At 60.7% G+C, this 24,373-nt stretch carries 23 protein-coding genes and 4 tRNA genes; 9 read left to right on the top strand and 18 right to left on the bottom strand.

Annotation, left to right across the window (positions count from 1 at the left end; all coding sequences use genetic code 11):
* Positions 1 to 97: 97 nt before the first annotated feature.
* On the top strand, positions 98 to 499 hold the full coding sequence (locus HV822_RS16765; RefSeq protein ID WP_238871406.1) for a PA2817 family protein: 402 nt from the start codon (positions 98 to 100) through the stop codon (positions 497 to 499).
* 124 nt (positions 500 to 623) lie between these two features.
* Positions 624 to 1,640 (top strand): alpha/beta fold hydrolase, encoded by a 1,017-nt coding sequence (locus tag HV822_RS16760; protein WP_396264935.1) that lies wholly within the window; start codon positions 624 to 626, stop codon positions 1,638 to 1,640.
* 107 nt (positions 1,641 to 1,747) lie between these two features.
* Here HV822_RS16760 and HV822_RS16755 read toward each other — a convergent pair.
* The 4 genes from HV822_RS16755 to HV822_RS16740 all read right to left on the bottom strand — a co-directional run bounded on the left by HV822_RS16755 (position 1,748) and on the right by HV822_RS16740 (position 2,588).
* A tRNA-Gly gene (locus HV822_RS16755) sits at positions 1,748 to 1,823 on the bottom strand.
* 16 nt (positions 1,824 to 1,839) lie between these two features.
* Positions 1,840 to 1,915: transfer RNA gene (locus HV822_RS16750), tRNA-Glu, on the bottom strand.
* Between the two features lie 505 nt (positions 1,916 to 2,420).
* Positions 2,421 to 2,496, bottom strand: a tRNA-Gly gene (locus HV822_RS16745).
* A gap of 16 nt (positions 2,497 to 2,512) precedes the next feature.
* A tRNA-Glu gene (locus tag HV822_RS16740) sits at positions 2,513 to 2,588 on the bottom strand.
* Positions 2,589 to 2,902: 314 nt separating this feature from the next.
* Between HV822_RS16740 and HV822_RS16735 the strand changes: the two genes are divergently transcribed.
* On the top strand, positions 2,903 to 3,667 hold the full coding sequence (locus tag HV822_RS16735; RefSeq protein WP_238871404.1) for a hypothetical protein: 765 nt from the start codon (positions 2,903 to 2,905) through the stop codon (positions 3,665 to 3,667).
* 103 nt (positions 3,668 to 3,770) lie between these two features.
* Positions 3,771 to 4,430, top strand: a complete 660-nt coding sequence (locus tag HV822_RS16730) for a glutathione S-transferase family protein (RefSeq protein WP_238871403.1) — start codon at positions 3,771 to 3,773, stop codon at positions 4,428 to 4,430.
* Between the two features lie 6 nt (positions 4,431 to 4,436).
* Here HV822_RS16730 and HV822_RS16725 read toward each other — a convergent pair whose 3' ends face one another.
* Positions 4,437 to 5,324, bottom strand: a complete 888-nt coding sequence (locus tag HV822_RS16725; RefSeq protein WP_238871402.1) for an ATP-binding protein — start codon at positions 5,322 to 5,324, stop codon at positions 4,437 to 4,439.
* 127 nt (positions 5,325 to 5,451) lie between these two features.
* Between HV822_RS16725 and HV822_RS16720 the strand changes: the two genes are divergently transcribed.
* Positions 5,452 to 7,815, top strand: coding sequence for a hybrid sensor histidine kinase/response regulator (locus HV822_RS16720; protein ID WP_238871401.1), 2,364 nt, complete (start codon positions 5,452 to 5,454; stop codon positions 7,813 to 7,815).
* 16 nt (positions 7,816 to 7,831) lie between these two features.
* Here the strand turns inward: HV822_RS16720 and HV822_RS16715 are convergent, their stop codons facing one another.
* The 3 genes from HV822_RS16715 to msrB all read right to left on the bottom strand — a co-directional run bounded on the left by HV822_RS16715 (position 7,832) and on the right by msrB (position 9,320).
* The gene (locus tag HV822_RS16715; RefSeq protein WP_238871400.1) at positions 7,832 to 8,302 is read right to left on the bottom strand and encodes a MarR family winged helix-turn-helix transcriptional regulator; all 471 of its coding nucleotides are present in this window, start codon (positions 8,300 to 8,302) and stop codon (positions 7,832 to 7,834) included.
* The gene (locus HV822_RS16710; RefSeq protein ID WP_238871399.1) at positions 8,299 to 8,781 is read right to left on the bottom strand and encodes a glutathione peroxidase; all 483 of its coding nucleotides are present in this window, start codon (positions 8,779 to 8,781) and stop codon (positions 8,299 to 8,301) included. Before HV822_RS16710 ends, HV822_RS16715 begins: the two co-directional genes overlap by 4 nt.
* A gap of 125 nt (positions 8,782 to 8,906) precedes the next feature.
* Entirely contained in the window at positions 8,907 to 9,320 is a 414-nt protein-coding gene (gene msrB / locus HV822_RS16705) for a peptide-methionine (R)-S-oxide reductase MsrB (RefSeq protein ID WP_238871398.1), read from the bottom strand.
* 138 nt (positions 9,321 to 9,458) lie between these two features.
* Between msrB and HV822_RS16700 the strand changes: the two genes are divergently transcribed.
* The 3 genes from HV822_RS16700 to htpX all read left to right on the top strand — a co-directional run bounded on the left by HV822_RS16700 (position 9,459) and on the right by htpX (position 12,148).
* The gene (locus HV822_RS16700) at positions 9,459 to 10,670 is read left to right on the top strand and encodes a pyridoxal phosphate-dependent aminotransferase (protein WP_238871397.1); all 1,212 of its coding nucleotides are present in this window, start codon (positions 9,459 to 9,461) and stop codon (positions 10,668 to 10,670) included.
* A 12-nt stretch (positions 10,671 to 10,682) separates the two neighbouring features.
* Positions 10,683 to 11,105 (top strand): hypothetical protein, encoded by a 423-nt coding sequence (locus tag HV822_RS16695; protein WP_238871396.1) that lies wholly within the window; start codon positions 10,683 to 10,685, stop codon positions 11,103 to 11,105.
* A gap of 149 nt (positions 11,106 to 11,254) precedes the next feature.
* Positions 11,255 to 12,148: a protease HtpX gene (gene htpX / locus HV822_RS16690; RefSeq protein ID WP_083727383.1), complete on the top strand. Its 894-nt coding sequence runs from the start codon at positions 11,255 to 11,257 to the stop codon at positions 12,146 to 12,148.
* Positions 12,149 to 12,272: 124 nt separating this feature from the next.
* Here htpX and HV822_RS16685 read toward each other — a convergent pair whose 3' ends face one another.
* The 8 genes from HV822_RS16685 to HV822_RS16650 all read right to left on the bottom strand — a co-directional run bounded on the left by HV822_RS16685 (position 12,273) and on the right by HV822_RS16650 (position 19,956).
* Positions 12,273 to 12,665, bottom strand: coding sequence for a DUF6559 family protein (locus tag HV822_RS16685; RefSeq protein ID WP_238871395.1), 393 nt, complete (start codon positions 12,663 to 12,665; stop codon positions 12,273 to 12,275).
* Positions 12,666 to 12,669: 4 nt separating this feature from the next.
* The gene (locus HV822_RS16680; RefSeq protein WP_238871394.1) at positions 12,670 to 13,134 is read right to left on the bottom strand and encodes a phosphate-starvation-inducible PsiE family protein; all 465 of its coding nucleotides are present in this window, start codon (positions 13,132 to 13,134) and stop codon (positions 12,670 to 12,672) included.
* Between the two features lie 112 nt (positions 13,135 to 13,246).
* Entirely contained in the window at positions 13,247 to 14,968 is a 1,722-nt protein-coding gene (locus HV822_RS16675) for a hypothetical protein (RefSeq protein ID WP_238871393.1), read from the bottom strand.
* A gap of 6 nt (positions 14,969 to 14,974) precedes the next feature.
* Complete coding sequence (locus HV822_RS16670) at positions 14,975 to 15,664, bottom strand: DOMON domain-containing protein (RefSeq protein ID WP_238871392.1); 690 nt, start codon at positions 15,662 to 15,664, stop codon at positions 14,975 to 14,977.
* Between the two features lie 170 nt (positions 15,665 to 15,834).
* The gene (locus tag HV822_RS16665; RefSeq protein WP_238871391.1) at positions 15,835 to 16,596 is read right to left on the bottom strand and encodes an SDR family oxidoreductase; all 762 of its coding nucleotides are present in this window, start codon (positions 16,594 to 16,596) and stop codon (positions 15,835 to 15,837) included.
* 106 nt (positions 16,597 to 16,702) lie between these two features.
* Positions 16,703 to 17,809 carry a tRNA 2-selenouridine(34) synthase MnmH gene (mnmH, locus tag HV822_RS16660; RefSeq protein WP_238871390.1) on the bottom strand — a complete coding sequence of 369 codons (1,107 nt, stop codon included), beginning with the start codon at positions 17,807 to 17,809 and terminating at the stop codon, positions 16,703 to 16,705.
* Entirely contained in the window at positions 17,809 to 18,846 is a 1,038-nt protein-coding gene (gene selD, locus HV822_RS16655) for a selenide, water dikinase SelD (RefSeq protein WP_238871389.1), read from the bottom strand. The genes mnmH and selD overlap by 1 nt, the downstream gene beginning before the upstream one ends.
* A gap of 120 nt (positions 18,847 to 18,966) precedes the next feature.
* A complete protein-coding gene (locus HV822_RS16650; protein ID WP_238871388.1) occupies positions 18,967 to 19,956 on the bottom strand; it encodes a patatin-like phospholipase family protein in 990 nt (329 codons plus the stop codon).
* A 98-nt stretch (positions 19,957 to 20,054) separates the two neighbouring features.
* Here HV822_RS16650 and HV822_RS16645 point away from each other — a divergent pair, with 98 nt between their 5' ends.
* The gene (locus HV822_RS16645) at positions 20,055 to 22,463 is read left to right on the top strand and encodes a penicillin acylase family protein (protein ID WP_238871387.1); all 2,409 of its coding nucleotides are present in this window, start codon (positions 20,055 to 20,057) and stop codon (positions 22,461 to 22,463) included.
* An 88-nt stretch (positions 22,464 to 22,551) separates the two neighbouring features.
* On the opposite strand, the gene HV822_RS16640 is transcribed toward HV822_RS16645, so the two are convergent.
* Together HV822_RS16640 and HV822_RS16635 are read right to left on the bottom strand one after the other, a co-directional pair.
* On the bottom strand, positions 22,552 to 23,370 hold the full coding sequence (locus HV822_RS16640) for a DUF4892 domain-containing protein (protein WP_238871386.1): 819 nt from the start codon (positions 23,368 to 23,370) through the stop codon (positions 22,552 to 22,554).
* 91 nt (positions 23,371 to 23,461) lie between these two features.
* On the bottom strand, positions 23,462 to 24,325 hold the full coding sequence (locus HV822_RS16635; RefSeq protein WP_238871385.1) for an alpha/beta hydrolase: 864 nt from the start codon (positions 24,323 to 24,325) through the stop codon (positions 23,462 to 23,464).
* Positions 24,326 to 24,373: the final 48 nt, after the last annotated feature.

Genomic DNA, 24,373 nt, shown 5'->3' with positions numbered 1-24,373 from the left:
CGTCAGGCCAGCCAGAGATGGCTGGCCTGACGCGCTCAACCTGATAGACTCGCCGGGTTTCGGCACTCGCTACACGCCCGGCCTATCAGGAGCATCCATGTCTACCCCGCCCAGCTACCACGAATACCACCTCGCCCTGCTACAGAGCCTGTTTGATACCATCAAGGCGCAGACTGCCCTGCTCGATCAGGTTCCCGAGGAAAGTAACGAACTCTTTATGGAGCGCTTTTCCGAGCTACTGACTCAACTACAGCAAGGCGATCACGACAGCCTCTATCAGGGCCAGGACATCCTCTGCCAGATCATCGCCCGCTACCCGCAAATCGCCCACCTGATTCCGCGCGACCTGCTGTGGTACTTCGGTGGCGACTGCCTGCACTTTATGCCAGACGAGGAAATCGCCCAATTCCAACTGCTGGACGAGCACCGTGCCGAAGCCGAAGCCCGCGGCGAAGCATTCGACTGGGAACAGGCTCGACAGCTGCTGCAGGCACACTGAGACACTGACCCTCTGGCAGGTCGCCGCAAGCCGGCCTGCCAAGCTGCGTAATCGTCCCCCGCTAGACAGTTCCCTGCTATCAGACCTGATAGTCTGACCAGCGTCATACGACCAGAGCAGGAACATGCCCGTGAAAACAACAACAGCCCTTGCCACCCTGGCCCTCTGTCTGGCGCCGCTTGCCTCTGTGCAGGCCGCCAACAGCTACGGCCCACAGCTAGAAGGCTTCAGCTACCCCTACCCGCTACACCGTTTTGAATTTGCATCCCAGCAGCAGACACTGTCGATGGGCTACATGGACATCGCACCCGCTCGGCAGGCCAACGGCCGAACCGTGGCTCTTCTGCATGGCAAGAACTTTTGCGGAGCAACCTGGGAGTCGACCATCAAGGCGCTGAGCAACGCGGGCTATCGGGTTATCGCACCAGACCAGATTGGCTTCTGCAGCTCCAGCAAGCCGCGCGGCTACCAGTTCAGCTTTGGCCAACTGGCCGCCAATACCGACGCCCTGCTCGCCTCGCTGAACATCGAGAAAGTCACAGTCATCGGGCACTCGATGGGCGGCATGCTGGCAGCACGCTACGCGCTGGAGCATGCTGGCCGCATCGAGCAACTGGTCATGGTCAACCCGCTAGGACTGGAGGACTGGCAAGCCGAAGGCGTCCCCTATATCAGTATCGACCAACTCTATCAAAGCCAGCTCAAGACCAGCTACGAGGGCATCAAGAACTATCAGCTCAAGTACTACTACAACGGCATTTGGCAACCTGAGTACGATCACTGGGTCCAGATGCTCTACGGCATGTACACCGGCCCCGGCAAAGAAATAGTGGCCTGGAACCAGGCGCAGACTGCCGAGATGCTGCTGAACCAGCCGGTGGTACACGAGTTTCCCAGACTAACAACGCCAACCCTGCTGATGATCGGCGGCATGGACCGCACCGCCCCCGGCGCCTATCTGGCCCCGTCGGATGTCGCCGCACGCCTGGGCAACTACCCGGAGCTCGGACGCAAGGCTGCGGCAGCCATCCCAAACGCAACACTGGTGGAATTCCCGGAATTGGGCCACTCGCCGCAGGTTGAAGCGCCCGAGCGCTTTCATGAAGCCCTGCTGAACGGACTCGCTCAACTGAACCACTAAAAACCAAAGCGCGGACGGCGCACCCTCCAGCCGTCCGCACCAGCCCACGAACTAGCCGAATCTCGGGCACAAAAAAACCGTCTCAAGGACGGTTTCTTTGTTACATCTGGAGCGGGAAACGAGACTCGAACTCGCGACCCCGACCTTGGCAAGGTCGTGCTCTACCAACTGAGCTATTCCCGCAAATTGACGCCGAAAGTGGCGTCCCCTAGGGGACTCGAACCCCTGTTACCGCCGTGAAAGGGCGGTGTCCTAGGCCACTAGACGAAGGGGACGTATCCGGACTTCTCTATGCCGAGGTTTTACCCTGGCTACCTGCAGCGCAGTGTTTCGCTGCAAGTGGCGCGCATTTTATGTATCACTCGCCACCTCGTCAACAACTAATATGCACCTTGTGTAATAAAACCTGCGTTCCGCCCTGCCAAAAGAACAGCGGGCGGAACGCATTCCCCGACACATCCAAGGCTATCAACGCAATTCCAGCTCGCGATGCTTGCCGCCCGCAGCCAACCTTCCAACTCAAACCAGGCAAGGTCGCGCCCTACCAACTGAGCCATTCCTTTTGCGCCCGATCTTCGGGCACAAAAAAACCGCTTCAGGAGCGGTTTCTTTGTTACGACTGGAGCGGGAAACGAGACTCGAACTCGCGAGGCTCGCCGCCCACAGCTGCCCGCCCAGCCCCTACCTCGGCGGGTCGTGCTCCACCAACTGAGCCATTCCTTTTGCGCCCGATCTTCGGGCACAAAAAAACCGCTTCATGAGCGGTTTCTTTGTTACGACTGGAGCGGGAAACGAGACTCGAACTCGCGACCCCGACCTTGGCAAGGTCGTGCTCTACCAACTGAGCTATTCCCGCAAATTGACGCCGAAAGTGGCGTCCCCTAGGGGACTCGAACCCCTGTTACCGCCGTGAAAGGGCGGTGTCCTAGGCCACTAGACGAAGGGGACGTATCCGGACTTCTCTGTGCCGAGGCCTGAACCTTGGCTTGCTTGCTGCGCATTGTTCGCTGCAAGCGGCGCGAATTTTATGAGGCCGGAGACCACCCGTCAACCCCAAGCCAATATTTTTTCAGGTTTTTTTACTCGCCAACCAGATGACCTGCAGATGAACCGGCACGTCGCTGGTTTTATGACGCCAGAAAATACTTGTCGTACTCTCACCGCTCGGCGATGATGCTAAATTGATATCCATTGCTATTGAGCCCCTTGGCAAACGGGGCGATAGTACTGAATGCCGACCAATAAAAAGAGAGACCAAAACCGTGTCCCCACTATTGATAGGCGGTCTGCTGGCAGGTGGTCTGATCATCCTGGTATGTATCGGTTTCATCAGCCATAGCCTGGAGCGTAGCCGACTGGAAAAGGCCAGACGAGCCGCTGAACTCAATGCCCGCATTAAAGTCTGCCGCCAAGCCGCTGCGGGGCTGCCTGGTCAGTTCCTGCCCGCCGAGCTGAGCACATTGATGCTGCAGATAGAAGCTGGGCTGCTCGAACGACTGCAACGCGTCACCAAGTCAACGCAGGTACAGCAGCGACTGGACCAGACCCGTGCCGAACTGGCCGAGGGCAAGGTGCCCAGCAATCCGCCTGTCGAGCTGGACAGCGAGGCGCGCGGCAAGGAAGCGCGACTGCAACTAGAGAACCTGTTAAAGCAATTGCAGCAGGCTGAGCAGGATGGGCTTATCGACAACGCCAGCCTCAAACAATGGGGCGCGCATGTACGGCGCTCATTGGTCAGCGCAACCCTGGACACCTTCAACGCCACCGCCAAACAAGGTATGCGTCAAGGCAAACCACGCATTGCCAAGCTGCAGTACGAGCGGGCTATCGCCTTCTTGACCAAACTCAACAGCCCCGCCCTGGCCCAGCACCTGGAGCAATACAAACAGCTTCTCAAGCGTGCCGAAGCCGCCGTTTTGGCGCAGAATAAAGCAGATGAGGGCCAACCCAGCGAGCTGAACGACGGGCTGGCCCAGATGGAGTCAGCCGACCAAGAGTGGCAAAAAAAGGCTGTGTACGACGATTGAGCGCAAGGCCTGTTGACGCTTCACCCACCTGCCACATGAGGCGTCGACAGCCCCAGTAGCGGCCTACCTGCTACTTTTCCAGCAACCCGATTCGGATTACCGCATGGCTGTAACACTTTATGGCGCCATCCTGTCGCCCTATGTACGCAAGGTACGCATCCTGCTCGCCGAGCACCAAATCCCCTACCAGCACCAGTTTATCCCGCCGCGCGGCCAGCCCGACTGGTACTACGACATCAGCCCGCTCGGCCGCATTCCGGCACTGACTGACGGCGATCTCAAGCTTGCAGACTCAGCGGTGATCGCCCAATACCTACAGGATAGTCGTGGCGGCCCGTCGCTCTATGGCAGCAACCCGGCAGACGCCGCACGCGTGCGCTGGCTGGAAAAGTACGCAGACTACGAGGTAGCGCCGCACAGCACCTTTGGGGTGTTTTTTCCACGAATCGTTGCCCGCAGCGTGGGCGAAAGCGCAGATGAAGCGCAGGTGCAGCGCACGCTGAACGAGCACTTACCGCCGCTGCTTGATTACCTGGAAAGGGAGCTAGGCAACCGGCCTTGGTTTCTCGGCCAGCAATTCAGCTTGGCCGATATCGCAGTGGGCTGCCAGCTGATCAACCTGGCACACGCCGGCGAGCTGATCGACGAGTATCGCTGGCCGGGCCTGTCGTCACTGCTGAGCCGCTTGACCGCACGCAGCAGCGTATCGTCCATATTACCGGCCGAGCATGCTCTGGTCGCCAAGTTGACTGGGCGCCTCTGAACCAGTTTATTGCTCCAACAGACGCTGCCCCACCCAAGCACGGGCAAATTGATAGGCGCAGCGACCATTGCGATTGCCGCGCCCGGTAGCCCAGCGTACCGCTTCGAGCTGCAAGGCAGCATCCCACTGCCACTGCAGGCCATGCTCAGTGGCTAGCTGCCCAAGCCAATGCTGCACCACCGCCAGGTAATGTTCCTGACTGAACGGGTAGAACGACACCCAAAGCCCAAAACGGTCAGACAGGGCAATCTTCTCTTCAATGGCCTCACCCGGATGGATTTCGCCATCCACCTGCTTGGCCGCCAGATTGTCACTGTTGTGCTCCGGCAGCAGATGCCGGCGGTTGGAGGTGGCATACAACAGCAGGTTGTCCGGCGCAGCCTCCACAGTGCCATCAAGCACGGTCTTCAGGGCTTTATAGCCGCTGTCATCTGCCTCAAAGGCCAAGTCATCGCAAAACAGCACGAAGCGCCAGGGTTGCCCCGCCAGCTGGGGTAGCAGCGCCGACAGGTGCACCAAGTCGCTCTTGTCCACCTCAATCAGACGCATACCCTGCTCGGCATACTCACTCAGCAGCGCCCGCACCAGCGACGACTTCCCGGTACCGCGCGAGCCCCATAGCAACGCATTATTGGCCGGCAGACCTCGCACAAACTGACCGGTATTGGTTGCCAACAGGTTCTTCTGCCGATCAACGCCCACCAGATCGCGCAGGCGCAGGCTAAGACTGACGTTGAGCGGACGCAGCTGCCCTTGCTGCCCTTCGACACTCCAGCGCGCTGCATAGGTGCGCTCCCAGTCAATCTCAGCCGCAGGGGCCGGCAGCGTCGCTTCAAAGCGTTCGATAAACGCCACGACGCGCTGCATGAACTGTTCGGTACTGACACCCGACATGGGTTTCTCCTCTGGCCGCCAAACGTGCAAGAATGCCACGCCGCCAGAGCGGGGCCTAGGGGCTGTTGCCATACAGAAGTTTGTCCCGGCTGCTAAGCTCAGAGTGCCACCACCAACAAGGCCAGAAATGGACATACGCCTAACCAACCGCCTGTCATTCAAGCAAGCGCGCCTGAGCGTGTTGGTCGCCTTTGCGCTGGGCATTCTACTTGGCCTGGCACAGGTGGTTGTCGACTACCGCTCTGAAGACGCGCTGATTGACCAGGAGGTGCAGGCGCAGATCAACGTCAGTCTCAGCCCGGCAGCCCGTATCGCCTATAACATTGATGCCGAACTGGCGCTGGAACTGGTCAACGGCCTGCTGGAAGCGCCCGAGGTGGTACGCGCCGAGATCATCGACAACAATGGCATTGCATTGGCCAGCGTCAGCCGCCCGATGGCCAGTAGCCGTTACCGCACCGTCAGCGATGCGCTGTTCGGGCGACGCCGTGATTATTCGCAGCCGCTGTATGTCGAGCATGCCCCCAATGAGCTACTGGGCCATCTGGTGATAGAAGTGGACACCTTCTACCAGGGCGCCAGCTTTCTGCGCCGCGCCGGGCTCACCATGCTGTCGGGCTTTGTACTCAGTCTGGTGCTATCGCTGGTGCTGATGGTGCTGTTCTACGCCATGCTGACCAAGCCTCTGGTAAGACTGATCAATGACCTGCTGGATATGCGCACCGAGGGCGAACGCAGCCGCCTGCCCTGCCCCTACGGCCATGAGCGCGATGAGATCGGCGCTCTGGTCGAGGTGATAAACCGCCAGCTTCAGAGCATTGACGTAAACCTGCGCCAGAAGCTGCGCGCCGAAGAGCGCCTGCGCAAATATCTCGAAGAGCTGGAAAGCATCGTCGAAACCCGTACCACCGAAGTGCAGCACAGCAACGCCCAGTTGCGCGAATCCAACCGTGAGTTGGAAGCCTCACGCGAGGCGGCGCTGGATATGGCACGTGCTCGCTCGGCCTTCCTGGCCAACATGAGTCACGAGATTCGCACCCCAATCAACGGTCTGCTGGGCATGATCGGCCTGACCCTGGACAGCCGCCTGAACGATGAGCAGCGTCAGCAGCTATCCATCGCCTACGACTCCGGCAAGGTGCTGGTGGCACTGCTCAACGACATTCTCGATCTGTCCAAATTTGAGGCCGGCAAGCTGCAACTTGAACAGATCCCCTTCGACCTCGGCGCACTGCTGGAAGACACCGCCAGCCTGTTGTCGCAGAACGCTGGCAAACAGGATATCGAGTTGATCTGCGAGATCGATCCTGCGGTGCCGGGGCTGCTGCTCGGCGACCCGACACGCATCCGCCAGATCGTCAGCAACCTGCTGTCCAATGCGCTGAAGTTCACCGAGCAGGGTTACGTCGCCCTGCACCTGCAGCTAACTCGCGAGGAAGGCGACTTGCAGCACGTCTGCATCACGGTCAGCGACACCGGCATCGGCATCCCCGCGCCAGCGCTGGATGAGATCTTCTCGCCCTTCATCCAGGCAGACGCGCAGATTTCCCGTCGTTTTGGCGGCACAGGCCTCGGCCTGGCGCTGTGCAAAAGCCTGACCGACGCCATGCAGGGCGAGCTAAAGGTGTCATCGGAAACCGGCAGAGGCAGCACCTTCAGCGTGTCCCTGCCACTACAGCGGCATGACAGCGCCGCGCGCCTCCAGCCTCCGGCGATGCGCAAGGTGCTGCTGTGGAACCGCTCAGGCCGCCTGCAGGGGCCGATCATTGAGCGCTTGCTGCATAGCTGGCAGATGCCATGTACCACTATCGATTACGACCCAGCACAGCCCCTGCCCGTCGCCCCGGCTGAATACGATCTCTGGCTGCTGGACAGCCCGCAACTGGCCGAGCAACTGGCCGAACAGCAACCCGGCACACCACGCCTGCTGCTGTGCAACTATGGCCAGCAGCTGGACAATCAGCGCGCCAGCGCCTTGCATGTGCGCCAACAGGTCGCCACACCGCCACCGCGCAACCGCCTGGCGCGCGCCATCGACGCACTCTTTGAGCAGCCGCAGAACAGTGCCGACAGCGACAGCAAGCAAGCCGTTGGTCACGGCCAGCGCCTGCTGCTGGTGGAAGATAACGCGGTCAACCAGATGGTTGCCAAAGGCATGCTCGGCCGCCTGGGTTTTGAGGTCGACCTGGCCGAACACGGTGAGGCGGCACTGGGCAAGCTGGCCGATCAGGACTATGCGCTGGTGCTCATGGACTGCAACATGCCGGTTATGGACGGCTACGAGACCAGCCGGCGCATGCGCGCGGACCCGCGCTGGCAAACCATTCCGATCATCGCCCTGACGGCAAACGCCTTGCAGGAAGACCGCCAGCGCTGCAAGGATGCGGGCATGGATGACTATCTGGCAAAACCCTTTAAACGAGAAGACCTGCAAGCCATGCTACAGCGTTGGTTACCCGCCAGCGATCAGCACACCACGCCAAGCAGCTGAAGACACCGGCGCCGTGTTACTCCTGCATCGCGCCCAGCAATTGATTCAGAGCGTCGCGCAGCTCGCGTATCTGCTCAGCGCTCATGCCGGTGCGGCACATCAAGCGTTGAGGCACGCTGGCGGCCTGTTCGCGCAGCGCGCTGCCGGCCTCGGTCAGACTCACCTGCAATTGCCGCTCATCGCCGCCGCGCACCCGCTCGCGTCGAATCAGCCCCTGAGTTTCCAAGCGCTTAAGCAGCGGCGTCAGCGTGCCAGAATCAAGCTGCAGACGCGCCCCCAACGCTTTGACACCAGGGTGCTCGGGTGGCTCGCGCTGCCATTCCCAGAGCACCAGCATCACCAGGTATTGCGGGTAGGTGAGCCCCAGGGGCTCAAGTAGCGGCCGGTAGGTGCGCATCAACGCCCGTGAGCCAGCGTACAACGCAAAACACAGCTGGTTGTCCAGCGCGAGCAGTTGATCCAGCTCCGAAGGTGCAGACTGACTCACGGCAGCAACGCCTCAATGTCTGCACGCAGGTCTTCGGGCTTGGTGGCTGGGGCATAACGCTTGAGTACCCGGCCCTGGCCATCCACCAAAAACTTGGTGAAATTCCACTTGATACCCTTGCTGCCCAAGACACCCGGAGCCTGCTGCTTGAGCTCGACGAACAAGGGATGTGCGTTGGCACCATTCACGTCAACCTTCTTGAATAGCGGAAAGCTGACGCCGTAGTTCAGCTCACAAAACTCGGTGATCTCGCCGCTATCGCCCGGCTCTTGGGCACCAAACTGGTTACAGGGAAAGCCGGCCACCCGCAGACCACGTTCACCGTAGGCCTTCCACAGCGCTTCCAGCCCCTTGTATTGCGGGGTAAAACCACACTTACTGGCGGTGTTTACAACCAGATAGGCCTTGCCCTCAAGGGCACCGAGGGACGACTCGCGGTTATCGATGGTGGTACAGGGAATATCCAGCAAGGTACTCATAACGCCTCCTTTTCAGACTTACAGGGATTGGCGCAAGGCTAACAGCAGCGGTATTTATGTCAACCAAATTGCGCACAACCTAAGAAAGTGCCAATCACTTTCACACGCCCTCAGGGCATATGGAATTAACCAGCCCCTCCCTCAGCTTCCCGCGCTTCCAGACGCAGGCACACCGAATTGATGCAATAACGCAGCCCCGTAGGCGGCGGGCCATCCGGGAAAACGTGCCCCAGGTGCGCATCACAGCTGGCACAGGTGACCTCAATGCGATGCATGCCATGACTGAAATCCTCGTGCTCCTCTAGCACATCGGCGCTGATCGGCTGGTAGTAGCTGGGCCAGCCGCAGCCGGCGTCAAACTGGGTAGCGGTATCAAACAGCGGCGCATCGCAACAGATGCAGTGGTACACCCCCGGCACAGTGTTGCGGTAGTAGGCGCCGGTAAAGGGGCGCTCGGTCCCCTTCATGCGGCATACCTGAAACTGGGTGTCGTCGAGTTGCTCCCGCCACTCGGCTTCGCTCTTGTTGATCTTGTTCATGATTTAACTCCGGATAAGCCCATTAGGACGTTCACAGTCGCCCGCGCTCAACGTATGATGGGCGTTTAATACCCGCTCTGGGAAGCCTTCGCCTGCTTCCCGACACCCTACTCAGCTCGGATCGACAAGGTAAGTACCATGCAGGTTAGCAAGTCCAACAAATTGGCCAATGTCTGTTACGACATCCGCGGACCGGTTCTGCGGCACGCCAAGCGCCTAGAGGAAGAAGGCCACCGCATTCTCAAGTTGAACATCGGCAACCCTGCACCCTTTGGATTCGAGGCGCCGGAAGAAATTCTGCAAGATGTCATTCTCAACCTGCCAACGGCCCAGGGCTACAGCGATTCGCGCGGTCTGTTCTCTGCACGTAAGGCAGTCATGCACTACACCCAGACCAAGAACATCGCCGGTGTCGGCATTGACGACATCTACTTGGGCAATGGTGTCTCCGAGCTGATTGTCATGTCCATGCAGGGCCTGCTCAACAACGGTGACGAGGTGCTGATTCCGGCACCCGACTACCCGCTGTGGACTGCCTCGGTCAGCCTGTCTGGCGGCAAGCCCGTGCATTACCTGTGCGATGAGCAGTCGGACTGGTACCCGGATATCGAAGACATCCGCAGCAAGATCACCCCCAATACCCGGGCCATGGTGGTCATCAACCCGAACAACCCGACCGGCGCCGTTTACCCGCGCGCAGTACTGGAACAACTGGCCCAGGTAGCCCGTGAGCACAACCTGATCCTGTTTGCCGACGAAATCTACGACAAGATTCTGTACGACGGTGCTGTGCACGAATCCCTTGCGGCGGTTGCGCCTGACGTGCTCTGCCTGACCTTCAACGGCCTGTCCAAGTCCTACCGTGTGGCTGGCTTCCGTTCCGGTTGGATGGTCATCAGCGGGCCAAAGCACCATGCCACCAGTTACCTTGAAGGCTTGGAAATCCTCGCCTCCATGCGCCTGTGTGCCAACGTGCCCTCGCAGCACGCGATCCAGACCGCGCTGGGCGGCTACCAGAGCATCAATGACCTGATCCTGCCAGGCGGCCGTCTGCTGGAGCAGCGCGATACCGCCTGGGAAATGCTCAACGATATCCCCGGCGTCAGCTGCACCAAGCCCAAGGGCGCGCTGTACCTGTTCCCGCGACTGGACCCCAAGGTTTACCCGATCCACAACGATGAGAAGATGGTCCTCGACCTGCTGCTGCAGGAGAAGATCCTGATCGTCCAGGGCACCGCCTTCAACTGGCCGTGGCCGGACCACTTCCGTATCGTCTCGCTGCCGCGCAAGGATGATCTGGAAATGGCCATCGGGCGTATCGCCAACTTCCTCAAGACTTACCGTCAGTAGTGATAGACGGCCGTGGCTGACCTGCATATTGAAGACTTTCACCAGGATGTTGCCCGCATCCTGGTGGCGCTGTACAACCGCTTCCCGCAGCCGGCCAGCCTGTTCGTGACCGACCTGATTGGCGAGCACGAACCTGACCCGTTCGGCGTACCAGCGCCGCGCCATAGCGCCTGTTTCAGCGCCATGCTGTGGCTAGCAGACGAAGGCTTTCTGCGCTACACCGACACCATCAGACAAGACGCCATCGATCAGGCCTGCCTGACCGAGCGCGCCTTCACCCTGCTCTCGGCACCCGATGCCGAACGCCTGCAACCCCATCTGCCAGCCAGTGTCGCCCGCCAGCAGGCCAGCCTTGCCCAGCGTTTGCGCGATGCGCTGCGCAGCGGCGCCAGCAGCGAGATATTTGACGCCGTACAGCAGTGCTTTCATCGCTGAAGCGCGGAACGGCCACAGGACACGTTTTGTCATAGAGTCGCCGTTGAAAGACGCCGGCTTTCGCCCAATATAGGCCTCAAGAGGCGGCCGCCCACCTGCAGGCCAGAGCCGCTCAAACGCCTGATTACCTCGATAGGAATACCCTGAAAATGATGCGAATTCTGTTGTTTCTGGCCACCAACATAGCGGTCATTCTGGTTGCCAGCGTCACCCTTAGTCTGCTGGGCGTGGGCAGTGTCCATGACGGCCAGGGCGGCATGAACCTGCAATCGCTGCTGATTTTCTGTGCGGTGTTCGGTTTTGCCGGCTCCTTTGTGTCGCTGTTTCTGTCCAAATGGATGGCCAAACGCAGCACCGGCGCCCGCGTGATCGAACAACCCCAAACTCAGCAGGAGCGCTGGCTGGTCAGCACCGTTGAAGAACTGGCCCGCACCGCCGGCATCGGCATGCCGGAGGTGGCTATCTTCCCTTCGCGCGCGCCCAACGCCTTTGCTACCGGCTGGAACAAGAACGCCTCGCTGGTTGCCGTGTCCGAAGGCATGCTACAGCGCTTCAGCCCGGCCGAGGTCAAGGCCGTGATGGCCCACGAGATTGGTCACGTTGCCAACGGCGACATGGTTACCCTGTCGCTGATCCAGGGGGTGGTAAACACCTTTGTGATGTTCTTTGCCCGCATTATCGGTAACTTTGTCGACCGTGCGGTGTTCAAGAACGAGGGCGAAGGCCCTGGCATCGGTTACTTCATCGCGACCATCTTTGCCGAGCTGGTGCTGGGTATTCTGGCGAGCATCATCGTCATGTGGTTCTCGCGCCAGCGTGAGTTCCGCGCCGACGCCGCCGGTGCACAATTGGCCGGTGCAGGCGCCATGATTGCCGCACTGGAACACTTGAAGGCCGAGCAAGGCATCCCGGTCGAGATGCCCGGTGAGATGACCGCGTTCGGCATCAACGGCGGCCTGAAAAATGGTCTGGCTGGCCTGCTGATGAGCCACCCGCCGCTGGATGAGCGCATCGCCGCCCTGCGCGCTGGCAACTATCGTTAAGCGGCTGAAAGCCAAGCGTAAAAACAAAACGGGATCAGGTGACAATCTGATCCCGTTTTGTTTGTGACCAAGAACAATGATCGCGCGGCCAGGTGCCCCGCTAATACGATGACAGCGGCGAGAGCTAGAGGCTTGTGCGGCCGTGCTTGCTGGCCATCCAGTCTGGCGCTGGGCCGCCCTGCCAGCCAGGTCTGCAGGTCAGGCTAAGAACGTCGTTCACCGTATAGCCACTGTTACCAGAGAATAACGCCAGCGCAATCTCCCGACGCAGACTGTTCAGCAACGGTTGATCAACCCCCAATAGCGCAACGCAGTTGGACGAGGCCTCGTGTCGGTACAGCGCAACGGCGTAAGCAGCAAAGCGGGTATCCAAACGCAGATCATGAATAGTCGCCAGCACTTGCCTGACGGTGAACTGGTCCTGCGGGCCATAGCGCTTGAGTAACGCCGGCCCCAGCTCGCCGAGGTAGCGGCGAAAGGCTCTGCGCAGACGCCTGCGTTGAAAGAAACCCAGCATGCTGCTACTTGTAGCCTGCTCGGTGCTGCACATGCAGCATGTAGCAATAGGTTACCCCCAATGCCAGTACCACAGCGCCCAGGGAAAACACTTCCAGGGCTTCGATTTTTTCAAAGTCCAGCACGATGATCTTGCGCGCTACCGCCATCAACGCGGTCGCGACCACCAGCTTGACCGGCAGTTCATAGCTGCTCAGGTAGATACGGATGTTGACGAAAATCTCGATCGCCACGAGCACAGCCAGAAAGGCCGCAAAGGTTTCAAAGATGTCGCTGATATTCAGCAGATACAGCGGCTCGGAGGTCAGCCGCTGATACAGCACATAGACCACGTCAGCGATGCCAAAAAAGATCACCAGGACCATAAGAATGGCCAACAGTTTGACCGCGAAACGGATGGCGAGGTGACTGGCCCGAATAATCGGATCCGGATCATCCAGCGGTAACTCGTCATGGGGTTCTTTTCTCACACTGCTGTCCTCTTATGCTCAGGGCTATCCATAATCAGCCATCTGCAAGACGCTGGGAAGCGCTGATTAGTCTCCCAGGGGCGACTTCCCAGCACCCGCAACCCCGCGGCCACTAGTCAAAGAAGGTGATCTCCCGCTGCACCTTGAAATACAGCTCGCGTTCGGTCAGCCCCCGCTCATCGATATCGGACTCGTAGTCGCTCACCAGCCGCACACCCCACATCAACTGCCAATGCCGGTGCGGCGAAAAGATCTGTGTGTATTCCAGCGTCTGACTGGTCTCGCGGCCCAGCTCGTCGCCGCGCCAGCGGTCCGTATCGCGCTTGGTCAAGTCGCGTAGCCAAAGCAAACGGTGGGTGATGCCATTGTCTGCGTGGTATAGCGCGGTCAACGAGGCAAAGCTTTCCTTATACAACTGCTCCCCATCGGTTTCAAAATGCCGCTGGGTCAGCTCTGCCATGAGATCTAGCCGGTCGCTGCTGTACTGCAGTCTGGGCTTGAGTTCACGCATGTTGCCCAGCACCAGGTTGTCAGGGTCGGCCACACTGCCCCAACGGCCATCAAGGTGCAGCGTCCAGGCAGGAAAAGGCGAGGTCTGAAAAAACCACTGCCAGTAGTGCTCATCAAAGCGCGGCGCGTTATCCCCCGCTGAGAGATCGCTCTGGTCGATACGGTTGACTGCGCGCTTGCGGTGCTGCCAACCAACCCTGGCGATAGTCTGGTAGCTGCCGCGAAACTCGCCCCAGATGCCGAACGTGGTCTCCAGCGGCTGGTTGTCGGAGTGAGAACGCATATGGCCGCCGATTAGGTAGGCACGTATACGCGACTGACTCTCGTCCTCCTTGTTGGCCTGAAAGTACCATTTGCGGCCATAAGCCAAGTTCAGGGCACGATAGTCGACCCGGCGAATAAACCCCAAATCAGCGCGAAAATCCGGCGATACGTCGTAAAAACGCGCCCAGTACAGCGAGTCCGGCCCATCGTGGTTATACCGCAGCTGCAGGTTATAACCACGCAGGGTGTCGTCAAAGTCGGCCCGCTGTACATAAGGCGTAGTGGCGCAGTCGCCCAGCTCGCAATCGTGCGCAGGCGGCAGCTCGGTACAGCCGGCGCTGTCACAGAGGTCCTCGGCAAAGCGCTGCGGATAGCGCGTGTCTGACACCAGGAGTTGGCCGCGCACCTTGTCATCCACGCCGAGATTGCCCGTGCCGTTAAGGCTGAGCACCGCGTTGTGATAATCCTCTGCCGTGCGCAGGGTGCCCAACATGCCGAGACTGCGCTTATCTGATTGGCGCTCGTAATTGAAGGCGAAAGACAGGCTGTTATCGACCAGGGTAACCACGTCCGAGCCGAGGTTGTCCGGCATGTAAACCCGGGTTTGTGAGTCCACCGCGCCCAGCAGGCCGCTGGTTGTCGTTGGCGTGCTCCAGACATGCGCCGCGCCGACATCCGGCTCCACGATAGTGCGGGTGTAAACCACTTCGTTGAGCGTGCGGAAATACTCCCTAGCGTCGACAAACAACTCTCGCTTCTCGGGTTCGTAAGGGTCAAAGGGGTTATTGATGCTGTCGCGGGCAATGTCGGACTCGACTTCCGCATAGTTGGGGTTGACCGTCATCAGCAAGCGCCGCTCAGCCGATATCTGATAGTCCAGGTACACCCCGGCGGCGTGCCGCTGCTGCTCGTCCACCTGCGCAAAGCGGCCGCCGATGTCGCGATCTTCATCAAGGTCGTAGACGTAATGCGGCGTCAGGCTAAGGCGCCGCGCGCTACCTGCCGGCAATTCGGCCAACGGCGCACCGTCGGGCAGCAACAGCTCGACAGCAGTGCCCAAGGTGCGCTAGATCTGACGGGGATAGTGCCGCTTGAGCATAACCAGCAGCCGCGCGGGTGCATGCGGGTCTTTCGGGTTCAGGTGCGCGCCCTGCCTGGGGATCGCCAGTTCAACACGGTATCCCTGGTCAGTGATCTGTGCGGCAGCTTGCCAGTCGGTGTCCCAGTCGTAGAGGTAGCGGTCCCCCACCGTGTCCTGCAGCACATCAGACTGACTACCATGTGGATTGACCCGAAACTCGTACTTGCGCAGCCCTTGCCCGGCCGGATCCAGCACCAGTGATACGTAGTCGTCACTTTTGAGGCCGTCGCGCTCACGCAACGCCGAACGTAGCGCGCTGATGTCCGGATCGTGAGCATCAAAAGCGGCGTAAAAATGGGTATCGGTCAGTGCGATGCGCACCCGAGTGGTTACCCCGGCAGCACGCAGGCGCACGGGGAACAACTCGTATTCAATGGCGATGTTGTCCAGCGGTTGCCAGAACGGCTCAGAAAGATCGCCGTCGATCAGCGGCGCGCCCGTGTTCAGCCGGGTCGTTAGCTGAGGAATATTCGGGGCTTGCAGCTGGGCATTATCAGCCGCCGCCGCATCAGCGGTTTCGCTGTTCTGATCGCCCAACACCTCCTGCCCCCAGGCCGGCCACCATTGCATCACCAGGCAGCCCAGCAGCAGCGTGCAGGCTATAGCCTTGCTCAAGGCAACATCCGTATTGGCATCGACAGCATAAGGCGTATCCGAGCTTGCTTACCTGCAGCAGCATAGCAAAGCCCGGAACGGGCAGCGGTTCTAGCGGCCTGGGCACAAGCCGCAAGGCACAGATTAGACAGGCGTCGCAGCGGTGCGACGCCCTTGTGCCTAATATCAGATCAGATGCAGGTGCTACCGCCGTCGACCGGCAGAGCGATGCCGGTGGTAAAGGCGGCGCCGTCGGAGCACAGGTACAGCACGGCGGCGGCAATTTCTTCGGCGCGGCCAACGCGGCCAACCGGATGCAGGGCAGCAGCGAACTCGGCCTTGCGCGGCTCAATGGCCACAGCGCGGCGGAACATCTCGGTATCGATTACCGCCGGGCACACCGCATTAACGCGGATACCCTGCTTGGCGTATTCCACCGCAGCAGAACGTGTCAGGCCGAGCACTGCGTGCTTGCTGGCAGCGTAGATACTCATCTTCGGCGCCGCGCCCAGCGCCGCAATGGAAGCAGTGTTGACAATGGAGCCGCCGCCGTTCTTTAGCATCAGCGGCAACTCATAGCGCATGCACTGCCACACACCCTTCACGTTGACGTCCATGATGCGGTCGAATACAGCTTCGTCGCCGTCAGCAAGTTTGCCCAGTTCGATCTCGATGCCCGCGTTGTTGAAGGCGCAATCCAGGCGGCCAAACTCGGCATCAATACGCTCAATCAGCGTTCTGACTTCGCCACCTTCGGCCACGTTGCAGGGAATAAACACCGCATCCCCGCCAGCCGCGCGGATACCTTCGGCAACCGCTTCACCGGCGTCAACATCGATATCAGAGAGAACCACCTGCGCACCGGCTGCCGCAAAGGCCTCGGCTGTTGCCTTGCCGATACCTGCCGCCGCGCCTGTCACCAGTGCTACCTTGCCGGAAAACTCGTTGCTCATGCGTCTACGCTCCTTCAGGGCCGCGCTCGCGCGGCGTTTTTTCAGGATAGTAGCGCCAGAGAAGTCACAACTCGACCAAGTTCAGGCTTGTTGTTCACGCATCATGTTATTCGCTGATGCTGTGCTCGCGCAGCCAGTCGATGACCGCCTGCTGCTCCCCTCGAAATACTACCCGCGCGTTCTTGTTTTCACGCTGATAGACATACATGGGGTCGTAATAATGCGTCAGCAAACCTTCAATCCAGCGCCGGTGCGCCTGCACATCACCCGTGCGCTGCTGAATATCCAGGGCCTCGCGCATCAGAGCATCAAGCTGCTGATGGCGCTCCCCGCCCAGACGCTTGTAGATACGCTGCAAACTGCCCAAAAGATAGTCGGCAAAGGCGTTGAAGCCGGCGTCGGCATCACTCGGATGCAACGCTGCGTACTCGGCCTGCATGTTGATGACGTAATCGCCAAGAATCCGTGTAACGCGGTTTTCAAAGCTGTCTTCCAGCCAGACCAGCGGCGCCTCCTGCATGACCTGATACAGGGTCAGGGGCACAGAGCAGCTGCCGACAATACGGCCTTCGTCCTCCAGCACCAAGCGCCTGGCGCCGGTGGCGCGGACCTTCAGCGCGGCAATGGCAAGCCGGTTCTCAAAGTCAATCTGCCCCGGCTGCGGGGTGGCATGGCGGCCGAAGCTGGAACCACGATGATGAGCGTGCCCTTCAAGATCCAGGCTGTTATCCAGCGCGCTGATCACCTCGGTCTTGCCGGTGCCGGTCATGCCCGCAACCAGCATGGGGCTGCACTCAAGCGCAGCGGCGTCCAGGGTGTCGATCAGAAAGCGCCGCATGGCCTTGTAACCACCGATTACCCGCGGGTACTGCACGCCCGCCTCGCTCAGCCACTGCTGCACTAATTGCGAGCGCAGCCCGCCACGGAAACAGTAAAGGTAGCCCTCGGGGGCGGCCTGCACGCGGGCCAGCCAGGCGTCGATGCGAGCAGCCTTGACCTTGCCGCGTACCAACTGATGTCCCAACTCTATAGCGGCAGCCTGTCCCTGCTGCTTGTACTGGGTGCCGACCTTCTGGCGCTCGCTGTCGTTCATCAATGGCAAATTGACCGCCTCGGGAAAGGCACCCTTGCCAAACTCAATTGGCGCGCGCACATCCATCAGCGGCACGTTCTGCAAAAACAGCTGACGAAAATCCTCTGTGTTGTCACGCATCAGAGCACCTCGACCCAAGGCCCGCCCTGGTGCTCGACCAGCTCGCCGATGCTGGCCAACGCCAGCCCCAGCTCGCGCGCCACCAGCAGAAAATCATCTACCGCCGATGGCTCGACTGCCACCAGCAGGCCGCCACTGGTTTGCGGATCGCACAACAGTTGTTTCTGCGCCTCGGTCAGCGCCCCGATCTTGTGACCGTAGCTGTCAAAGTTGCGCAGCGTGCCGCCCGGTACGCAGCCCTGTTCAAGGTAATAATCGACCGCTGGCAGGCGCGGCACCTCAGCGCTGTTCAGACGGGCCTGCAGGCCGGCCCCTTCAGCCATTTCAGTCAGATGGCCAAGCAGGCCAAAGCCGGTTACATCGGTCATCGCCTGCACACCATCCAAGGTGGCAAAACGCTGACCCGGTCGATTCAGCTGGCACATCAGATCGCGCGCCACACCCGCGTCCTCGGCCCGCAGTTTTTTCTGCTTCTCGGCGGTGGTGAGAATACCGATACCCAGCGGCTTGGTCAGAAACAGCTGCGCGCCGACGCGGGCGTGGTCGTTGCGTTTGAGCTGGCGCTTGAGCACATGACCGGTTACCGCCAGGCCAAAGATCGGCTCAGGGGCATCAATGGAGTGACCACCAGCCAGAGGCATGCCGGCTTCGGTGCAGACCTGACGAGCACCGGCCAGCACCTCGCCGGCCACGGCAGCGGGTAGCAGGTTGACCGGCCAACCCAAAATGGCAATGGCCATCAGCGGCGTACCGCCCATGGCGTAGATATCACTGATGGCGTTGGTGGCGGCGATACGGCCAAAGTCGAAAGGGTCATCGACAATCGGCATAAAGAAGTCGGTGGTACTGACAATGCCCTGCTCGGCGTCCAGCCCGAACACAGCGGCGTCATCGCGGCTGGCATTGCCTACCCAGAGCCGCTCGAACTCCGGGCCCGGCTGGCCGACCGAGAGCATCTCGTCCAGCACCCGCGGAGCGATCTTGCAGCCGCACCCGGCGCCGTGGCTGTATTCGGTCAAACGTATGGTCTGGGTCATGCTAGGCTCCGCCGCTGTCACATCGAAGGGCGGATTCTAGCAGACTGCTCAGGCCACAGGCTTTAAGAGCGCGGATCAATTCCGCACGCCGCCCGGCGCAGGGAATTGACCAGTGCTTGGCTAGTGCTGGCGCCGCTCGAACTGATCCAGGGTATCGCTGGCAACCATACGGCCGAGTTCGATCAGCTCAGGCGCGCGATAAAACTCGAAAAAGCGACACAACCGCTTGGGCACATTGAAGATCACGTCCGGCGGGTAACCGGCAATCTTGTATTGGGTCAACGAAGCCTGCATGGTCTCGAAGGACAAGTTGACCAGCTCCAACATGCTGGCCGGGCCTACCGGCGGCTCCACTTCCACCGGCGCGTTCTGGTCCTCCTCCCGTGAGTGCGGCTCATCGCCCTCCTCCGGGGTAAATGGCAGCGTTTGCTGACCGGCGTGCTCTTCCTCTTCTTCCGCTCGACGGCCCAGCCAGGAGGGCTTGAGCGCCGCCATCCACTGTTCCCACTGCTGACGGATCGGCGCAGGCCGCTCGATGACCGGCATCTGGTAGTGGTTGCTTTCAATCGAATTGAGGTTCACCGCCATGATCAGATCGCAGTGGGCCGATACCACCGGCACAATGGGCAGCGGATTGAGCAAACCGCCGTCGACCAGCACCCGATTACCCTGACGTACCGGAGAGAACAAGCTGGGGATCGCAGCCGACGCGCGCATGGCCTGGTGCAGGCAACCCGATTGAAACCACACCTCCTGCTGGTTGGTCAGGTCGGTAGCCACCGCCGTAAAGGGAATGGCAAGGTCATCGATATCTGTCTCGCCAAGCATCTCGCGGATGCGGCCAAACACCCGCTCGCCGCGGATCGCCCCCAGCGTGCCAAAGCCGATATCGAGCAGGCGAATCACATCCAGGTAATCAAGTCCGGACACCCAGTCACGGTAATCGGCCAGGCGACCAGCAGCGTGGATACCCCCCACGACCGCCCCCATCGAACAGCCAGCGATGCAGGCAATTTCATAGCCGCGCCGCTCAATTTCCTCGATCACGCCGATGTGCGCATAGCCCCGCGCGCCACCGCTACCCAATACCAATGCGACTCTTCGTGCCATCGTGCTGTTGCTCCTTCACAAACTCGCGTGTCCCGATTGACGTATACCACCGCGCTGCGCATGATGCCCGGACGTTTTTCCGCTGCACAAGGCCCATCGTGAACGCACGTCTGAATCGCCCGCTGAAAGTCTTCTTTTGCGCTGCCCTACTGCTCGCCCTTGCTGGCCTGTTGCTGGTGTGGATACTGCACACGGCCACGAGCCAACGCAGCGGCGAGTTAAAGCTTGAAGGCCTGAGTGGCCCGGTGTCAGTTTATTACGACGCCTGGGGCGTGCCGCACATCGACGCCCAGAGCGAGCACGATGCTTACCTGGCGCTGGGCTACGTGCACGCCCAGGACCGTTTATTTCAAATGGACCTGTTACGACGCATTGGCGGCGGACGGCTGTCGGAGCTGCTTGGCGTCGAGTCATTCGCCACCGACCGCTTCTTTCGCACCCTGGGCATCAGCCGCTATGCACGCCAATACGCCGAACGGCTGGAGCAGCAGGCCGACAGCCCGCACGCGCAGTTGATTCACGCCTACCAGGACGGCATCAACCAGTACATCGATCACGGCGGACGGCCGCTGGAGTACCGCCTGTTGATGACCAAGCCCGACTACTTCAGCGCAGAAGACATCGCCAACACCATGGGCTACATGGCCTACTCCTTTGCCGAGGCTTTCAAGACAGATGCCCTGGTGGATACCATTCGCGGCACCCTGAGCGAGCGCCACTACCGCGATCTGGTACCCAGCTGGCCCGACCAACTACCGCCGGTACGCTCCTCGGGCCAACCGTACATCGAGCTGTTGACCCCCATGCTGGAGCAAATCAGTCAGGTAGAACAGACCCTGCCGGTCGGCCAGTTCCTGGGCTCCAACGCCTGGGTGGTCAACGCCGAACGCAGCGCCAGCGGCGCCCCGCTACTCGCCAACGACCCGCACATCGGCTTTGCCGCCCCGGCGGTCTGGTACGAAGCGCATATCCGCACGCCCGACAACGAGGTCTACGGCCATTTCCTCGCTGGTATTCCCTTTCCGCTGCTGGGCCAGACTCGCCATCACGCCTGGGGCCTGACCATGCTGATGAACGATGACGTGGACTTCTACCGCGAGCGCGTCAACCCTGACGACCCAGAGCAGGTCTGGGCGGTGGACCGCTGGCAAAAGCTGCGCATACATGAAGAAGTGATCAAGATTCGCGGCCAGGAAGACCGCCTGATTCGCACCCGCAGCAGCCGCCACGGCCCGATCATCAACGACCTGCCAGGCAGCCTGGAGCGCGAGCCCGTCAGCCTGTTCTGGAGCTTTCTCGACCCCGAAAACGACTCGGCCAGCGCCTTCTACGGCTTTACCCGCGCCACCAGTCTGGAGGAGTTTCAGACTGCGGCGGCCTTGCACAGCGCACCGGGTCTGAACCTGATTTACGCCGACGTAGACGACAACATTGCCATGTGGGCCATCGGCAAGCTTAAGCGCTGGCCGCAAAGCAGCAACGGCTTCTCTCTGCTGAACGGCGGGTCGGGCCGTGATGACTTTCTCGGCTACCAACCCTTTGATACCAACCCGCGCATTATCAACCCGCGCGACGGCGTGATTTTTTCTACCAACAACCCCTACCCGGAAAACAATCCGCGTCGCAAGCTGCCCGGCTACTATGCGCCTACCGATCGAGCACAGCGCCTGCAAGAGCTGCTGAACCGCGAAGAACCCTTCGATCTGTCGGACTTCAAGGCCTTCCAGCTCGATGACCAGCGCCCGCTGGCCCTGAGCATGATCGCCGACGCCATGCCGCTACTGGACCCACAGCAACTCCCTGACCCGTTGCAGACTATCGGCAGCCAAGCGTTGGCACTGCTGGGGGCATGGGATGGTCACTACCACCGTGACAGTCAGGCGGCGAGCATTTTCCAGCGCTGGCAAGATGCCTTGTCCGAGGCGCTGTTTGCCGACGAGCTGGGGCCGCGCTACAGCTACTTCCGTAACACCTTCATGGCTGAAAAGACCTTGGCCAGCCTCTACTGGAAGCCCACGTCCCCCTGGTGGGACAACCGCGAGCACCCCAGTCTGGACGGGCGCCAGGCTGCCATCAGCCATGCCTGGCAGAACGCGCTGCAAGGCATGGTTACGGATTTGGGTAGCGACCCGCAGCAATGGCAGTGGTCACGTCTGGCAACCCTGCAGCACCAGCATGCGCTGGCCGAGCGCTTACCCTTTGGCGGGTATCTGAATAGCCAACCGGTGGTCGTGAACGGTGCGAACGAGACGCTGAACAACATGGCCTTTGACCGGGGCACCGGCTACTACCAGATCAAGGCAGGGCCATCCACCCGCCGTCTGATCGATCTGTCCGACCTGAACTCCAGCCTGGGCATCAACCCGCTCGGCCAAGCAGGCAACCCCCTTGATAGCCATGCGCGAGATCAGGCCGAGCTGTTCAACGAAGGCCGTTACCGGGCGCAGCTATTTGACTGGTTGTCGATCCGCGCCCTGCCCGACCATCTGGTACTGCAACCGGACTGAACCCCTTGGGAAGCACTGATTAATTCCGCATGCCCTGTGGCGTTCAGGCTGGGCCGCAGGGCGCGTGGAGTTGATCTGCTTCCCTTGCTCAGCGGATACGCTGCAGCAGCACGCCCTGCGCGGGCTCTGGCTCACCGAGCTGGAGTCTTGAAGAATTCACACCTGCGGCCTTCATATCGCTGGCCAGCTGCGGAGCTGCAGCACCGTCAAGCCGCACGCGCAACAGTGAATCCAGCCGCATCATGCGCACCAGCAGGCGCGTCCAATCGGCCCGCGCTACCGCATCGTCCAGTGCTGGCAGGGCCAGACTGTCCTCACTGCGCAACACCTTCAGCAAGGTTGAGGGGGTCGGGTACAACGTCTGCTCGACCGGCTGATCGGGCGTAAGCTGGCTCATGTTGAGATAACTGCGACGGTTGCCGCGGGTAATGCTGTAGAGCGTCACAAAGCGCTGCGGCTCAGCATCCAGGCGCAGCGCCAGATAGCGCTGGTCATCGTCCGGACCATAGAGTCGCGCGTTATGCAGCACCTGGTTGGCCCACAGGCTACTGCTGCCACACTCACGCCCGTCACAGGCGTACAACAGGGTATGTGGCTGTTCCAGCAACTGAGCCAACACATGGCTGAAGGCTGCCTCGGGCGCGTAGCCGTCGGTAACCTCCCAGCTGACCGAGGCCAACTCGCCACTGGCGCGCACCTCTCGCTCGGCGCGCAGCTGATTGTTGATGCGACGAATACTGCCGATAACCACGGGTTGATCGGCCTGCGCCTGCAGACGCTGGTCAACCAGACGTGAATGGGTGAAAGGTTCGACAACCAGTGTCGACACGGCGTCTTCAGCCAACAGCGGGCCGGACGACAGCAGCCCGGCGAGCAGCAGCGACGCGCTTCGTATTATTAACCCCATGCATCTCCTCAGCGCCCGCCTGCGGGCATCGTTGTGTGGGCGCTGGCGCGCCGCACTTATACCCCGAGGATAGCGCGACTGGGCCGATGGGTCAGCTCAGGCTTGTGTAGAAGTCTTTCAGGATGTCAGCAACGCTGGCCGCCTGCTCCTCCAGATGCAAATGGTGCCCGCCATCAACGCGATGAATCTGCAGGTGGCTGAACGCATCGATACGCGCCAGCACCTCCGGGTGCTTGTGCATCACACCCTGGTTGGCCAGTACCAGGCAGGTCGGCGCGCTGATGTTCTCGATAAAGGACGTGGCGTGGCGCTGAGTCAGGCGCAACGGCGAAGGCAGCATCAACTGGGGATCAGTGCGCCAGGTCCAGCCGCCGTCATGCGGCATCAGCCCGCGTTCGACCAAGCGGCCGGCAGCCTCGCGACTGATGGGTGTGGTGCCGCCCAGCACCCGCGCCGATATCGCCTTGTCGGCACTGTCATAAACCGGTTTACGTTTATTGCCTAACTGCAGGCTGGAGTTGAAAAACCGCGCCATCTGTCTTGGCGCATCGTCCGCTTCGGAGGTAAAGGGCATCAGCCCATCGATCATGGCCGCACCGATGATGCGCTCTGGCAGGCTGCCCGCCAGGATGCCACTGATGATGGCGCCCATGGAGTGCCCAAGCAACGCAAAACGCTTCCACCCCAGGTCTTCGGCTACCTGCAACACGGTAGCGGCTTGCTGCCAGAGGCTGTAGCCACCCGCCGGCAGATGCCCCGACAGGCCGTGGCCGGGCAGGTCCAGGGCGACCAGATAGACCCCATCCAGCGCGGGGGCAATCAGATCGAAGGTGGCAGCATTATCCAGCCAACCATGCATGCCGATGACCGGCAACCCGCCCGGCTCACCCCAGGCCTTGCCGGCAACCTCGATCCCGGACAGGGTAAAACGCACTTCATGGCTTGAGAGGGTCATGCAGCCTCCGACAGACGGTAGATAACGGAATGCTGCAGGAATCTACTG

The sequence above is a fragment of the Halopseudomonas maritima genome (genome assembly GCF_021545785.1).
GTDB classification, from domain to species: domain Bacteria; phylum Pseudomonadota; class Gammaproteobacteria; order Pseudomonadales; family Pseudomonadaceae; genus Halopseudomonas; species Halopseudomonas maritima.
This window is presented reverse-complemented; position numbering and strand designations above follow the sequence as displayed.